Source organism: Streptomyces sp. HSS9-12, from assembly GCF_054963655.1.
Window position 1 is genome coordinate 1 of record NZ_JBUEGC010000064.1, and the last position, 14,927, is coordinate 14,927.

10 protein-coding genes and 1 pseudogene are annotated in these 14,927 nt (G+C 71.1%); 9 read left to right on the forward strand and 2 right to left on the reverse strand.

Features of this window, described 5'->3' with window-relative positions; all coding sequences use genetic code 11:
- The first annotated feature begins 351 nt into the window (after nt 1–351).
- Both ACY34J_RS25885 and ptsP read left to right on the forward strand, forming a co-directional pair.
- The gene (locus ACY34J_RS25885) at nt 352–801 is read left to right on the forward strand and encodes a PTS sugar transporter subunit IIA (protein WP_462729059.1); all 450 of its coding nucleotides are present in this window, start codon (nt 352–354) and stop codon (nt 799–801) included.
- 96 nt (nt 802–897) lie between these two features.
- Nucleotides 898–2,568 carry a phosphoenolpyruvate--protein phosphotransferase gene (gene ptsP / locus ACY34J_RS25890; protein WP_462729058.1) on the forward strand — a complete coding sequence of 557 codons (1,671 nt, stop codon included), beginning with the start codon at nt 898–900 and terminating at the stop codon, nt 2,566–2,568.
- Between the two features lie 104 nt (nt 2,569–2,672).
- Here ptsP and ACY34J_RS25895 read toward each other — a convergent pair whose 3' ends face one another.
- Together ACY34J_RS25895 and ACY34J_RS25900 are read right to left on the reverse strand one after the other, a co-directional pair.
- A complete protein-coding gene (locus ACY34J_RS25895; RefSeq protein WP_462729057.1) occupies nt 2,673–3,656 on the reverse strand; it encodes a hypothetical protein in 984 nt (327 codons plus the stop codon).
- 62 nt (nt 3,657–3,718) lie between these two features.
- Nucleotides 3,719–5,749: an acetoacetate--CoA ligase gene (locus ACY34J_RS25900; protein WP_462729056.1), complete on the reverse strand. Its 2,031-nt coding sequence runs from the start codon at nt 5,747–5,749 to the stop codon at nt 3,719–3,721.
- A gap of 234 nt (nt 5,750–5,983) precedes the next feature.
- Between ACY34J_RS25900 and ACY34J_RS25905 the strand changes: the two genes are divergently transcribed.
- The 7 genes and pseudogenes from ACY34J_RS25905 to glpK all read left to right on the forward strand — a co-directional run bounded on the left by ACY34J_RS25905 (nt 5,984) and on the right by glpK (nt 14,867).
- Nucleotides 5,984–8,368 (forward strand): glycoside hydrolase family 31 protein, encoded by a 2,385-nt coding sequence (locus ACY34J_RS25905; protein WP_462729055.1) that lies wholly within the window; start codon nt 5,984–5,986, stop codon nt 8,366–8,368.
- A 259-nt stretch (nt 8,369–8,627) separates the two neighbouring features.
- The gene (locus ACY34J_RS25910) at nt 8,628–9,437 is read left to right on the forward strand and encodes a M15 family metallopeptidase (protein ID WP_462729054.1); all 810 of its coding nucleotides are present in this window, start codon (nt 8,628–8,630) and stop codon (nt 9,435–9,437) included.
- Between the two features lie 206 nt (nt 9,438–9,643).
- A complete protein-coding gene (locus ACY34J_RS25915) occupies nt 9,644–9,991 on the forward strand; it encodes an Mpo1-like protein (protein WP_462729053.1) in 348 nt (115 codons plus the stop codon).
- A gap of 53 nt (nt 9,992–10,044) precedes the next feature.
- Nucleotides 10,045–10,288, forward strand: a pseudogene (locus ACY34J_RS25920) (Zn-ribbon domain-containing OB-fold protein); the annotation flags it as partial.
- Nucleotides 10,289–10,571: 283 nt separating this feature from the next.
- A complete protein-coding gene (locus ACY34J_RS25925; protein ID WP_462729052.1) occupies nt 10,572–12,302 on the forward strand; it encodes an EAL domain-containing protein in 1,731 nt (576 codons plus the stop codon).
- 306 nt (nt 12,303–12,608) lie between these two features.
- Nucleotides 12,609–13,325 (forward strand): MIP/aquaporin family protein, encoded by a 717-nt coding sequence (locus ACY34J_RS25930; protein WP_462729051.1) that lies wholly within the window; start codon nt 12,609–12,611, stop codon nt 13,323–13,325.
- 27 nt (nt 13,326–13,352) lie between these two features.
- Nucleotides 13,353–14,867: a glycerol kinase GlpK gene (gene glpK / locus ACY34J_RS25935; RefSeq protein ID WP_462729050.1), complete on the forward strand. Its 1,515-nt coding sequence runs from the start codon at nt 13,353–13,355 to the stop codon at nt 14,865–14,867.
- Nucleotides 14,868–14,927: the final 60 nt, after the last annotated feature.

Consider the following 14,927-nt stretch of genomic DNA (forward strand, 5'->3'; position numbering starts at 1 on the left):
CTACCAGTCCTTTTCCTTCTTTCTGACCAGGCCCGTCCGCAGACATGCCAAATCGGATCCGAAAAGGATCGAAGATCAGGATGAGGTAGGTGCTACTGCCCTTGCCGGGCTCGCGGCGTACCGCGTCGCCCCGCCTCCAGGCAGGGGTACGACAGTACAGCTCTCACTCATGCGAAGCAAATCCATTCCGTAGGGGTCACGCCATGTCCTGGCAGCTCCCTCCCCCAGGCTTCTGCCACAAGCCTCACCTCGCGGATTCGGCACTTCCTATGACATACGCTTCTGAGCAGCGCGTCGTCCGCGACAGGTAGTGACGATGTGCCTGTGAATCCCCAGCCCTGGGAGGCTTCCATGACCATCGTGACGTCCCCAGTCGCCGGGCGCGCCATCGGACTCGCGGCAGTGCCCGACCCGGTCTTCTCCGGAGCGATGGTGGGGCCGGGTACCGCGATCGACCCCGTGCGTGAGCCGTCCGAGGCCGTCGCTCCGGTCGACGGCATCATCGTCTCTCTGTACCCACAGGCTTTCGTCGTCGTGGACGAGGACGGTCACGGTGTGCTGACGCACCTGGGCATCGACACTGTCGAGCTGGCCGGCGAGGGCTTTGAGCTGCTCGTCAGCAAGGGGGACACCGTCCGGCGCGGCCAGCCGGTCGTGCGGTGGGACCCGGCGGCCGTGGAGGCGGCCGGCAAGTCCGCGGTGTGCCCGGTGGTGGCGCTCGAGGCCACCACGGATGCCCTCTCCCGCGTCATCGAGGACGGCGACGTGAAGCCGGACGACACGCTCTTCGACTGGAAGTGAGCTCAGCGCCGCCTCGGATGAGCGGCGCGAGACCGGCGAGTACGAGATCCACCGCGGCGGCACCACCGTCCGCCGCATCGACCGGAGACAGGTGACATGGAGACAACGCTGCGAGGCGTCGGCGTAAGCCACGGCGTGGCCATCGGCGAGGTGCGGCATATGGGAACGGCGGTGCTGGAGCCGCCCGCGAGGCAGATCCGGCCGGAGGATGCGCCGCGCGAACAGGGGCGGGCTCGCCAGGCCGTGGAGGCTGTCGCCGCCGATCTGATAGCTCGGGGCAATCTGGCCGGCGGTGAGGCGCAGGGCGTGCTCGAGGCGCAGGCCATGATGGCTCAGGACCCGGAGCTCATGGCGGATGTCGAGCGGCGGATCGCCGTGGGCAGCACCGCTGAGCGTGCGGTGTACGACGCCTTCGCCGCATACCGGGCGCTGCTGGCGGGTGCCGGAGAGTACCTGGCCGGGCGGGTGGCCGACCTGGACGACGTACGCAACCGGATCGTGGCCCGGCTGCTGGGGGTGCCGATGCCGGGCGTACCCGACAGCGACGAGCCGTATGTTCTGATCGCCCGGGATCTGGCACCCGCGGACACCGCGCTGCTGGACCCGACGCTGGTGCTGGGCTTTGTGACCGAGGAGGGCGGCCCGACCAGCCACAGCGCCATCCTGGCGCGCGCCCTGGGGGTGCCCGCGGTCGTGGCGCTGCCCGGCGTCGGCGAACTCGCCGAGGGAACGGTCATCGCGGTCGACGGCAGCAGTGGCGAGGTCTTTGTGGAGCCGGGCCCGGAGAAGCGCGGGGAGTTGGAGGCAGCTGCCGCTGCCCGGAAGGCGGCGCTAGCCGCTTCGTCCGGGCCGGGTGCGACCTCCGACGGCCACCGGGTGCCGCTGCTTGCCAACGTGGGCGGTCCTTCCGACGTGCCGGCCGCGGTCGAGGCGGGTGCGGAGGGCGTGGGCCTGTTCCGCACCGAGTTCCTGTTCCTCGACGACAACACCAAGGCCCCCTCCGAGGAGAAGCAGATCGAGGCGTACCGCCAGGTCCTGGAGGCGTTCCCCGAGAGCCGGGTGGTCGTACGGGTGCTGGACGCGGGTGCGGACAAGCCGCTGGACTTCCTCACCCCCGGCGACGAGCCGAACCCTGCCCTCGGCGTCCGCGGGCTGCGCACCCTGCTCGCTCACCCAGAGGTGCTGCGAACGCAGCTCACCGCGCTTGCCAGGGCCGCCGAGGGCCTGCCCGTCCACCTCGAGGTCATGGCGCCCATGGTCGCCGACCGCATCGACGCCCGGGAGTTCGCGGACGCGTGCCGTGCGGCGGGGCTGCCGGCGAAGTTCGGCGCGATGGTGGAGATTCCGTCCGCGGCGCTGCGTGCTCGGTCGATCCTGCAGGAAGTCGAGTTCCTCTCGCTGGGCACGAACGATCTCGCTCAGTACACCTTCGCCGCCGACCGCCAGGTCGGAGCCCTCTCGCGGCTGCAGGATCCATGGCAGCCGGCGCTGCTGGACCTGATCGCGACGGCCGCGGAGGCCGCCAAGGCCGAGGGCAAGAGCTGCGGTGTGTGCGGCGAGGCCGCCTCCGACCCCCTGCTCGCCTGCGTGCTGACCGGCCTGGGCGTGACAAGCCTGTCCATGAGCGCCGCGTCCATCCCGTATGTGCGCACCACCCTGGCCAAGTACACCCTGGCGCAGTGCGAACGCGCCGCCGCCGCGGCGAGGTCCGCGGACACCGCCGACGAGGCACGACTCGCGGCCCAGGCCGTGCTCTCGGGCGAGTGACCTCCGGCGCGAGACAAGCGAGACACGGCGTGCGTGGGCCGGGACGTACGTGAGACCGGGCGTTGGTGTCCGCCCCGCCGCTGCGGGGCGGACACCAACGTTTTTCAGCAGTCGCTTTCGGGCGGTGGCAGTTGGATGCCCGGCCGGTAGTCGACACCGGGCTCCGGCGGTACGGGCTCGCCGGTGTCGGCGTCCGTGCAATAGGCGGCGAACACCTCCGCCTCGCTCAGCGGCCGGGGCCAGCCGTCGCGCAGCGACCAGCCGCGGACGGAATCAGGCCCGGTGGCGGTGCTGCTGCGCACCACGAGCCCGCCGTGGCTGTCGGTGGCGATGCCGGCCGCCAGAACCATGGAGAACACCAGCGCTTCCGCGTCCGCCAGGTGCACCACTCCGTCGTCGCCGATCTCGGCGTGCAGCACCGCGAGGAGCGCAGAGCCGTCGACATGGATGCTGCACACCGCGTGGTGCGTGCCCGGCCCGACCGCCTCGATCAGCCGCAACAGGGCCTGGCAGGCCCGCTCGTACGCGGCGTGCCCGAGGTCCCGTCCGCAGTCCGCGCAGTCTCCCGCACGGGCCAGCAGCGCCGTTGCGCGCTCCAGCGTCGACTGCCGCTCCGCCTCCAGCATCAGCTCCGGCACCAGCCGCTCGATGGGCTGCCCCTCGTAAGGGATGGTGGCGCCGATGCCCGCCACACCAGCGGTGTAGCGGACCCGGCTGTCGGGCCGGTCCGGGTCGAGACGGGCGTCCTGGCAGAACTCCTCAAAGGTCGCAGGGTCGAAGAGGGCGACCGTGGTGTGCACGCCCTGGGCCGCGAGGGCGCGCAGCAGTCCCTCCATCTCCCGTAGATACACCCCGTGGTCGTCGAAGGAGAACGACGCATAGCGCCGCATGGCCGCGAAGTCCTCCTCGTCAGCGAGCAGGGCGACCGTACTGGGCACTTCACGTCGCAGGGCCCGCCGCGCGGACGCCGACTGCCTCCTCTTGTCATGCGTGCCGCTCGCACCGCTCGCGGCGGGTGTTCCGTGCTCGTTCCGCTTGCTGCTCTGCTTGCCGTGGCCGCCGTGCTTGCCGTTCTGGGCGTGCGCCATGACTCCCCCTCAGCCGATGAGCCTCACTTGCTCACTCACCGTAACCGGGGGCACTGACAACGCTACGCAGAGCGGTCGCGCGCGATGCCCTCGTAGAAGCGCAGGAGCTCCAGATTGTCCACCGAGCCGGGGTTGACGGCCTTCTCGAGCGCGGTTCCCTGGAGCAGGCGCTTGACCGGGACTTCGATCCGCTTGCCGGTCAGCGTGTGCGGGACGCCGGGGACTTCGATGATCTCGTCGGGGACGTGGCGCGGCGAGAGCTGTTCGCGCAGGGCCCGCTTGATGCGGTCGCGGAGCGCATCGTCGAGGGTGGCGCCCTCGGCGAGGTGGACGAACAGCGGCATCCAGTAGCCGCCGTCAGGCTCTTCGAGGCCGATGACGAGCGATTCACGGATCTGTGGCAGCCGTTCGACGACCTCGTAGATGTCGGCGGAGCCCATGCGGACGCCCTGCCGGTTGAGGGTGGAGTCGGAGCGGCCGTGAATGACGACGGTGCCGCGCTCGGTGAGGGTGATCCAGTCGCCGTGCCGCCACACCCCGGGGAACATCTCGAAGTAGCTCTCGCGATAGCGGGCGTCGTCCGGGTCGTTCCAGAAGTGGACCGGCATGGAGGGCATGGGGTTGGTGACGACGAGTTCGCCGACCTCGTCGGTCAGCGGCTTGCCGTGCGGGTCCCAGGCCTGCAGGTCCGTGCCGAGGCAGGGTGCCTGGAGCTCGCCGACAAAGACGGGAAGCGTGGGGACGGCGCCGGCGAAGCAGCTGCAGACGTCCGTGCCACCGCTGACGGAGGCGATCCACATGTCCTCGGCGACTTCGTCGTGGATCCAGCGGAATCCGTCGGGCGGCAGGGGCGATCCGGTCGTGGCGACGCATCCGATGCGGGACAGGTCGTAGTCGCGTCCAGGGTGGACATCGGCCTTGCGGCAGGCCATGACGTACGCGGCGGAGGTGCCGAAGACGGTGGTGCCGGTGCGTTCGGCCACGCGCCACTGGGCGCCGGTGTCGGGGTGGCCGGGACTGCCGTCGTAGAGGACGACGGTGGAGCCGACGAGCAGGCCGGAGACGAGGAAGTTCCACATCATCCAGCCGGTGGAGGTGTACCAGAAGAAGCGGTCCTCCGGGCCGAGGTCGCAGTGCAGGCCGGCCTGCTTGAGGTGTTCGAGGAGGATGCCGCCCTGGGACTGGACGATGGCCTTGGGCAGTCCGGTGGTGCCGGAGGAGTACAGGACCCACAGTGGGTGGTCGAAGGGGACCTGTTCGAAGACCGGTTCCACCGCGGCGGAGGTGAGGCTGTCCCAGTCGAGCGCGCCCTCAGGGGCGGGGGTGCCCAGGAGCGGGATGTGGACGACGGCGCGCAGCGTGGGCAGTTCGCGCCGCAGTTCGGCGACGACCTCGCGGCGGTCGTGCTCCTTGCCGCCGTAGCGGTACCCGTCGACGGTGAACAGGACGACGGGTTCGACCTGCTGGAAGCGGTCGAGTACGCTGCGCGCTCCGAAGTCGGGCGCACTGGAGGTCCACACGGCGCCGACCGCGGCCGTGGCGAGCAGGGCCACGACGGCCTGCGGGATGTTGGGGAGGTAGCCACTGACGCGGTCGCCGGGCCGGACGCCCAGGTGGCGCAGTTCGGCGGAGAGCGAGCCGACCTGGCGGCGCAGCTCGGCCCAGCTGACCGGTACGGGCTCGTGGCACTCGTCCACGTACAGCAGGGCCGGGGCCTGGGCGCGGTTCGGGTCGTCGGCGGCGCGCAGCGCGTGCTCGGCGTAGTTGAGGGTGGCGCCGGGGAACCAGCGGGCGCCGGGCATGGCCGGGTCGGCGAGCACGGTCTCGTACGGGCTGTCGAAGCGCACGTCGAACCAGTTGGCCACGGCCTGCCAGAACCGCGGGAGCTCCTCCACCGACCAGCGGTGCAGCGCGGAGTAGCCGGCGGCAGGGTCGTCCGCCGCCACCTGCGGCGCGCCGTACCGCTCCGCCGCCCACGCCTGGAAGCGCGTGATCTGCGCCGTGGCGACGCGGTCAGCCGAGGGCCGCCACAGCGGCTCGGGCTGAGCCTTCGGCTGCGGTGCGGATGTCGGTGCGGTGTTGGCTGGGCTCATGGCGCGTCTCCCGGCTGTACGCGTGGTAGGCGTGCTGTACGCGTTGTGTGCGTCGCTGCGCCCACGTGCGTAGTGTGCGCGCGTGACGCGGCTGAGCAGGACGATGCCACGTGATCGACACATACACCAGGGTGGCCCACCCACATTCGGGGGGTGCGGGGTGTGCTCCCGCCACGGGTGAACGGAAATTGAACGGGCCTCGTATCCGTTGTTCCCGATGGCAGGGTGAGCAGCATGGATGCACGTGGCCTGGTGCGGTCGGTGAAGATTGTCGGAACGGCGCAGGGGCTTCTCGCCGTGCGCTCGGCATGGCGTCGGCAGCGCGCCGACGCGGTCGCGCTCCCCCGGCAGCGGGGAGAGCGGGCCCGCGTGCCGGGACTGGTGCAGGGCGCGGATCCACAGCCGGGGGGCGGGTTCATCCGGTTCGCGCGCTCCTCCCTGCGGGTGACGGTGACGGCAAGCGGTTCGGTGTTCTGCGGTTGGGACGGTGCGGAGCCCCACCCGTCGGACGCGTTGGCGGACGGCTGCCCGGAGGCCGATGCGCGGGCGACGCTGGAGCCGGACAAGGACGGCGGCTGGCGGGTCGTCTCCGAGCGGGTGACAGTGGCGGTCTCGCGGCACGGAGCGGTGGAGATCCGTACCCCGGGCGGAGTGGTACTGCGCCGGGATCTGCCGCCGCGCTGGTGGGATCCGGTGAACGGGGTGCCGGACGCCGGCCCGGGCGGCGGTGGACCGCGCTGGGTGCAGCGCTCGGAGGTGCCCGCGGACGCGCGGTTCTTCGGGCTGGGCGGCCGGGCGTCGGGGCCCCGGCTGCGGGATGGCTGGTACCGGCTGTGGAACACCGATCCCGGCGGACGGTTCGAGCCCGGTGACGACCCGCTCTACATCACGATGCCGGTGCAGCTGGTGGTGGCGGACGCCGGCACCCATCTGATGTTCCACGACAATCCGTGGGACGGCCGGGTGCGGCTGCGCGAGGGCGAGGAAGGCGCGGGGTCGGGCCACGACCGTCCGGGCAGCTGCGAATTCCGGATGGACGGCGGCCCGTTGCGCTCCTGGACTCTGGTCGGCACCCCGGCGCGCGTGCTGCACGCCTGGGCGGCGCTCACCGGCGCGCCCGCACTCCCCCCGTCCTGGGCGCTCGGGTACCAGCACTCCCGGTGGGGTTTCGGCACGGCCGATGAGGTACGGCGGGTGGTGGCCGGCTACCGCGAGCACGGGCTGCCGCTGTCCGCGCTGCACCTCGACATCGACCACCACCGCGGCAACCGGACCTTCACGGTGGACACCGCGCGGTTCCCGGACCTGCCGGGGCTGGCGCAGCAGCTGCGGGCGGACGGGGTGCGGCTGGTGTCGATCGTCGACCCTGCGGTGAAGGCCGAGGCCGGCGATCCGGTGTACGACAGCGGGGCGGCGGCCGGGGCCTTCGTACGGGACGCCCGGGGCAAGGAAGTGCGCGGGGTGGTGTGGTCCGGGGAGTCGGTCTTCCCCGACTTCACCGACCCCCAGGTGCGCAAGTGGTGGGGCGGCCTGTACGCGGAACGGCTGGCACAGGGCTTCTCCGGGTTCTGGCACGACATGAACGAGCCGGTGTCGTTCGCGGCCTTCGGCGATCCGACGCTGCCGCGTTCGACCCGGCACGTCCTGGAGGGCCGGGGCGGCGATCACCGGGAGGCGCACAACGTCTACGGGCTGGCCATGGCACGCGCGGGCTACGAAGGGCTGTGCCAACTGCGCCCCAAGGAGAGACCGTTCGTGTTCTCCCGTTCGGGCTGGGCGGGGATGCAGCGGTACGGCGGTACGTGGTCCGGCGATGTGGCCACGGGCTGGCCGGGCCTTCGGGCCTCGCTGTCCCTGGTGCTGGGGCTCGGGCTGAGCGGGGTGCCGTATTCGGGCCCGGATATCGGCGGCTTCACCGGTTCGCCGTCGCCCGAGCTGTATCTGCGCTGGCTCCAACTGGCGGCCTGGCTCCCGCTGTGCCGTACGCATTCGGCGTTCTACGCGGGGCGCCGGGAGCCGTGGGAGTTCGGTCCGCAGGTGCTCGAGCACGCGCGCGTGGCGTTGCGCGAGCGTGAGCGGCTGCTGCCGTACTTCGTCACGCTCTCCCATCTGGCCCACCGCACCGGTGCGCCGTACGTCCGCCCGGTGTGGTGGAGTTCGCCGGCCGACCGCGCGCTGCGCGACTGCGAGGACGCGTTCCTGCTGGGGGATGCGCTGCTGGTCGCTCCGGTGCTGGAGCCGGGCGTCACCCGGCGGGCGGTGCGGCTGCCGCGCGGGCGCTGGTACGACACCGCCACCGGGGAGGCCTACGAGGGGCCGGCGCAGGTGCTGCTGGATGCGCCGCTGTCCCGCATTCCCGTGCTGGCGCGGGCTGGTTCGGTGGTGCCGGTCGCGACGGACGACGGCGGCGTAGCGCTGGAGGTGTGGGTGCCGGCAGCGGGGCGTACGGGCGGCGGGCCGGCGGTTGCCGACGCGGGCGACGGCTGGGAGCTGCCGCCGGTCGAGCGGTTCGTCACGCGGCTGATGGACGGGCAGGTGGTCGTCGAGCGGCACGGGGGCGGGGAGCTGGGCTTTCCTGTGCGGGTGCGGGGCGGCGGTGGGCTGACGCCCACGCGGTGACGCACCCGTTTGCGGATCAAGGGCCGGTGTCGACCGGATGGCGCAGTGTGCCGCGAGCTGCCGGGGGTCGCGACGTACCTTCCGGGCGCGGGCGTAGGCGGCGCGTGCGCTGGGAAAGTCGCCGAGGGTGAGTCCATCAGGCACCTCCGCCGGGGCGACCCATAGTGTGCGAGGCGGGGGCTGTCGTGGGCGGGGGCAGACCAGCCGCATTGACATGTCCCTTTCCATCAGGGCCAGTTGGCTGATAAGTCCAGTTGTCATGCCACGACTGAATGCCGTACTGCGCACCGTAGCGCTGACCGCCGCCGCGCTGGTCTCCGTCACCGTCGCTCCCCCGGCGGCGCACGCGACCCCGGAGCCGAAGGCTCCGAAGGAGTTCGTCGCCCTGCGGGACATCGACCCGACGATCCTGCAGGAGATCCGCTATTTCACGCCGCACAACTTCGTCGGCGAGCCCATCAACGGTTACCGCAAACCGATGTGCATCCTCACCGAACCGGCCGCGCGGGCGCTGCACCGAGCGCAGGTGGAGCTGCTGCGCAAGGGCTACTCGCTCAAGGTCTACGACTGCTATCGGCCACAGCGGGCGGTGGACCACTTCGTCGCCTGGGCGAAGGATCTCGACGACCAGTCCATGAAGGGGGAGTTTTATCCACATGTCGACAAGACTCGTCTGTTCGCGGACGGTTACATCGCGGAGAAATCCGGACACAGCCGCGGCAGCACTGTCGACCTGACGATCGTGAAGCTGCCCGCGGAACCGACCCGTCCGTACGAGCCCGGGGAGCCGCTGGTTCCCTGTTACGCGCCGCAGGACGAGCGGTTCCCGGACAACTCCGTCGACATGGGCACCGGCTTCGACTGCTTCGACACGCTCTCCCACACCCTCGATCCGCGCATCCAGGGCCAGCAGCGGGCGAACCGGCTGTTGCTGAAGAACACGCTGGAGGGGCTGGGCTTCGTCAATCTGGCCGAGGAGTGGTGGCACTACACGTACAAGCCGGAGCTCTTTCCGGACACCTACTTCGACTTCCCCGTGTCGCGGAGATCGCTCACTTCGCATCCGTGAGCCGACGCCGGACCGGCGGCCGGAACCACCCCCGTGGGTCCCGCGCCGCCGGTCACGCTGTGTCGGACGCGGCTCGGCGGCCTTCGGTTCTGCGGGGCACCGCAGGTTCACCCGTCCGCCCGGCTCTCGATCCCGGTGGCCTCGCCCGAGCGCGACGACCGACGCCGGCACTGACACCCGTCCGCCTCCGGCACTACCGTGCGGGCATGACACAGCAGCGGTTCGAGACGTACGAGGAGTTCTGGCCCTACTACGTGGCCATGCACTCGAAGGCGGCCACTCGCTGGGTGCACCTGGCCGGCACCCTGACGGGGCTCGCGGTGACCGCGTACGGCCTGGCGCGCGGCCGCAAACGGTACCTGGCGGCGCTTCCTGTGATCGGCTACGGCACGGCCTGGCCCGCTCACTTCCTCATCGAGAAGAACAACCCGGCCACGTTCGGACACCCCGCCTGGTCGCTGCGCGGGGACATACAGATGATCCGGATGATGCTCGCGGGACGCGACGGCGAACTCACGGAGACCGCCGCCAAGTGGCTCGCGGAGAACAGCTGACCGTGACACGCCTCTGACGTACCGTCAGATAACTGGGGTCGTCGGGAGGGGTCTTGTCGCACACGCGTACGCCAGTGGTGGCCGGCTGGTTCACCGCAACGGAACGCCCGGAGGACCTCCGGCTGCTCGGCACGCGCTGCGCCGGCTGCGGCTCGGTGTTCTTTCCCCGGGAAGGACTCCTTCTGCCGTAACCCCGCCTGCACCAGCACGGATCTCACCGAGGTGCCGCTGTCCCGCCGGGGCAGGGTGTGGTCGTGCACCGACGGCCGCTACCGGCCGCCGGCGCCGTATGTGACGCTCCTGAGCTGCAGCGTCGCTGAACCCGGGCGGCCGGCCGCGCGCAGATTGACGGGAGCGCGCGGGCAGTTGACACGCGCCCCCGACTGCAGGAGCGCCCGCGATGGGGGCGCACTCATAACGGACCAGGTAGCGGTTTCCGGCCGTGCCCGTGACGTCAACCCTGTTGGGACCCGCTCACTGCAGCGCGGGAGATGGTGCAATGCGTTACCGGAGTTCCGCAGAAAGTGAAGTCTGGATGAACCGGGCGCCCGCGCACACCCCTTGCCGCCATGATGATGATGTGTCTTCGTGGGCCGACCAACTCCGATTCGCCTTCCAACCGGTCGTGAACCTCACGACCGGGTCTGTGGCCGGTCTGGAAATACTGGCCCGGCCGGAGAAGGGCGATGTGCTCACCCATGCCCGCCGCAACCCCGAGCTTGACGGAGAACTCGCCGCGCTGGCCGTACGGAGCGCCACGCGGCAGGAAACGCTGCTGCCGCTGCACGTCAATGTGTTCGCGGCGACACCGGCGGATCTCGGCGGCCTCGGCTCACTGCGCAAGGCCGTAGACGACGTCGGACGCAGGCCGTGGGAGATCACGGTGGACCTCGGCGCCCCGTTCACGCATGTCCCCCGGCACGCGCTGCTGACGGCGGTCGCCGCGCTGCGCGCCGAGGGATTCCGGATCTGCGCGGACGGCGTCGGGGACGGGGACCTGCCGGTGCGGCTGCTCGCCGACCTCAGCCCGGATCTGATCAAGGTCGACGCGTCGGTCGTGGCACGGCTGCCGGAGGATCCCGCCTGCCGGGCGCTGGTCGCCGGGCTGCGCCGGTTCTGCGACGGCACCGGCGCGCTGCTGTCCGTCGAGGGCGTGGAGACCGAACTGCAGTGTGCGGCGGCGCGCGAGGCGGGCGCACAGATGGCTCAGGGCGACCTCTTCGCGCCGGCCGCCCGCCTCCCGGCGGCCGATGTGTACCGCCCCGCCCCGCCGCCGCTCGCTCCCGCCGGCGCGTCCGCCCCCACCGGCCCGCTCATCCTGGAGTTCGTCCAACCCGCCGCGCTGCTGGCGACGTCCGCCTCGGCCGGAGAGGTACGGGCGCTGCTCACCGCCTGCCCCGGTGTTTCCGGCGTGGTGCTGGTGGACCCCGACGGTGTGCCCGTGCGGACCGTGGACCGCGACCGCTTCCTGCTGTCGCTCTCCGGCCGGTACGGGCATGCGCTGTACGCGGACCGCCCGGCGGTTCGGCTCGCCGATCACCCTCGTACGGTCGGCCTCCACGCCACCGCCTGGGAGGTGCTGGAGGTGATGACAGCCGACGAGCGGGGACGTACCGGCGACGACGTGGCGGTCGTGGACGAACTGGGCCGCTGTGTGGGCGTGGTGCACCTGGCCGACATCCTGCGGGCGCTGGCGGAGAGCCGGGTGGAGGAGGCCGCCGGGCTCAACCCGCTGACGCGGCTGCCCGGTTCGGACACGATCAACGCGGAGGTGGAGCGGCGGATCGCCAGCGGCCGGGCATTCGCGCTCAGCTGGCTGGATGTGGACAACTTCAAGCAGGTCAACGACGGTGCGGGCTTCGCGGCCGGCGATGAGCTGATCCGCGCCGTGGGATGTACGCTCGCCGAGGCCGCCTCCGGCACCCGGGGCGCGCGCGTGGGCCATATCGGCGGTGACGACTTCCTGTTGCTGGCCGACCCGGACCGGCTGGAACCGCTGGCCTCGGCCGTACTCGACGTACCGTGGTCCGGGGGCGGACTGCCGGTCACTCTGTCGCTGGCCACCGTGCTCTGCCCGCCGGGCAGCGTGACCGATCATCACCAGGCGGCGGCCTGCCTGGCCCCGCTGAAGAAGGCCGCGAAGGCGCTGCGGGGGGCGAGTTGGGTGCTGGGCCGGCCGGGTTCCCTGCGGCGCGAGGTCCGGCGCGGGACCGTCGCCCGGGTGCCACCGGCCGGCAGCCCGCCGGCCGCGCCCGTAGGGGCACAACAGGCGGTGCCAGTCAGCGGACAGGCCCGTGGATGGCGACCTTGACGCCCTGTCAGTGCCGGTGAAGACTGCCGGACATCAGTCCGCACCGCCGCATATCGACTCCCGCCGCCGGCCCCACCCGGCTGCTGGTGTCCCCCACGCCGAGCCGAGTGCCCCGCCCTGGACGTCAGTCCAGGGGCCACGGCAGGGGAGCCAGGGGACCATCCCCACGGTGGTGCCGCTGCGCTGGCACGCTCGTTGCGGACGCCGCTGAAGTCCCCCCACGCCACCGGCTCCGCAAGCACGGGAACACGCACCCTGCACGGAGGACCGGGGCAGGCGCCCCGGGCGAGGGCCCAAGGAGCTGCAATGGACTTTCCCTATGGGGACGTATTCATAGGTGAGATCCTCGGCACCGCGATCCTGATTCTCTTCGGCGCCGGAGTGTGCGCCGCCGTCACCCTCAACCGGTCGAAGGCGAAGGCATCCGGCTGGGTGGTCATCGCCTTCGGGTGGGGCCTCGGCGTGCTCGCCGGGGCCTATACCGCGGGCCCGCTCTCCGGGGGCCACATCAACCCGGCGGTGACCGTGGCCATCGCCATCCACACCGGCGACTGGGACCAGGTACCGGTCTACATCCTGGCGCAGATGATCGGCGCCGCCCTCGGCGCCGTGCTCGCCTGGCTGACCTACTACGCGCAGTTCCGCGGCAACGAGGAGCCCACCCTCGGGATCTTCTCGACCATTCCGGAGGTCCGCAGTCCGGTCGCGAACCTCATCACCGAGATCATCGCCACCATGGCGCTGGTGCTGCCGGTCCTGGCCTTCGGGCTGACCGAGGGGCTGGGCCAGTCCGGCACCCAGACGCTGATCGTCGCGTTCCTCGTCATTGGCATCGGCCTCTCGCTCGGTGGCCCGACGGGGTACGCCATCAACCCCGCGCGCGACCTCGGTCCACGGATCGTCCACGCCCTGCTGCCCATCCCCAACAAGGGCACCTCCGACTGGGGGTACGCCTGGGTGCCGGTTGCGGGCCCGTTCATCGGCGCGGTGCTCTCCGCGCTGATCTTCCACACAGCATTCTGAGTGCAGCCTTCCGAGTAGGAGATGTCCATGACGGACAAGTACGTCGCCGCAATCGACCAGGGCACGACCTCCAGCCGCTGCATCATCTTCGACCAGGACGGTGCGATCGTCGCCGTCGACCAGCGCGAGCACCGGCAGATCTTCCCCAAGCCGGGCTGGGTGGAGCATGACGCCACCGAGATCTGGTCCAAGGTCCAGGCCGTGGTCGCGGGCGCGCTCGCCAAGGCAGGGCTGCGCGCCGACCAGCTCAGCGCTCTGGGGATCACCAACCAGCGCGAGACGACGGTGTTGTGGGACCGGAGCACCGGCAAGCCGGTGCACAACGCGATCGTGTGGCAGGACACCCGTACCTCGGCGCTCTGCCACGAACTCGGCGGCCAGGTGGGCCAGGACCGGTTCCGGGACGCGACCGGGCTGCCGCTCGCCAGCTACTTCTCCGGACCGAAGGCGGCCTGGCTGCTCGACAGCGTCCCCGGCCTGCGGCGCCGCGCCGAGAACGGCGAAATCGCCTTTGGCACCATCGACTCCTGGCTGATCTGGAACCTCACCGGCGGGACGGACGGCGGAGTGCATGTCACCGATGTGACCAACGCCGGCCGCACGATGCTGATGAGCCTCGAGACGCTGCAGTGGGATCCGGAGATCCTCGCGGCGATGAACCTCCCCGAGGCGATCCTGCCGGAGATCCGTTCGTCCGCGGAGGTGTACGGAACGGCCGTCGGGCAGCTTGCCGGCGTGCCGGTGGCGTCCGCACTCGGCGACCAGCAGGCGGCGGTCTTCGGCCAGACGTGTTACGGCGTCGGCGACGCCAAGAACACCTACGGCACCGGCAGCTTCCTGCTCCTCAACACCGGCAACCGGCCGGTCCCGTCGAAGAGCGGGCTGCTCACCACCATGGGCTACCAGCTCGGCGGAGAAGCGCCGGTCTACTGCCTCGAGGGGGCGATCGCCATCACCGGCGCGCTGGTGCAGTGGTTCCGCGACCAGCTCGGCCTCATCAAGACCGCCGACGAGATCGAGCCGCTGGCGGCGAGCGTGGAGGACAACGGTGGCGCCTACATCGTTCCCGCCTTCTCCGGGCTGTTCGCCCCGTACTGGCGCGCCGACGCGCGTGGGGTGATCACCGGCCTGACCCGGTACGTCACCAAGGCCCACTTGGCACGCGCCGTACTGGAGGCGACAAGCTGGCAGACCCGCGAGGTCGTTGACGCGATGTACCAGGACTCCGGCGTGCCGATCACATCGCTGAAGGTGGACGGCGGCATGACGGTCAACAATCTGCTGATGCAGCATCAGGCGGACGTACTGGACGTACCGGTGATCCGCCCGGTGATCTCCGAGACCACCTGTCTGGGCGCGGCGTACGCGGCGGGACTGGCCACCGGGGTGTGGCAGGACCTGGACGAGCTGAAGGCGCACTGGAAGCAGGATGCCGAGTGGCAGCCGCAGATGCCGGCGGAGAAGCGGGACCGCGAGTACCGCCGCTGGCGCATGGCGGTCGAGCGCAGTTTCGGCTGGGAAAACCCGGACGGCAGCGAGTAATTCTCAGCACCCACGCCGGGATGGCTCTCTCCACGGGAGGGGGCCACCCGGCCGAAGCCC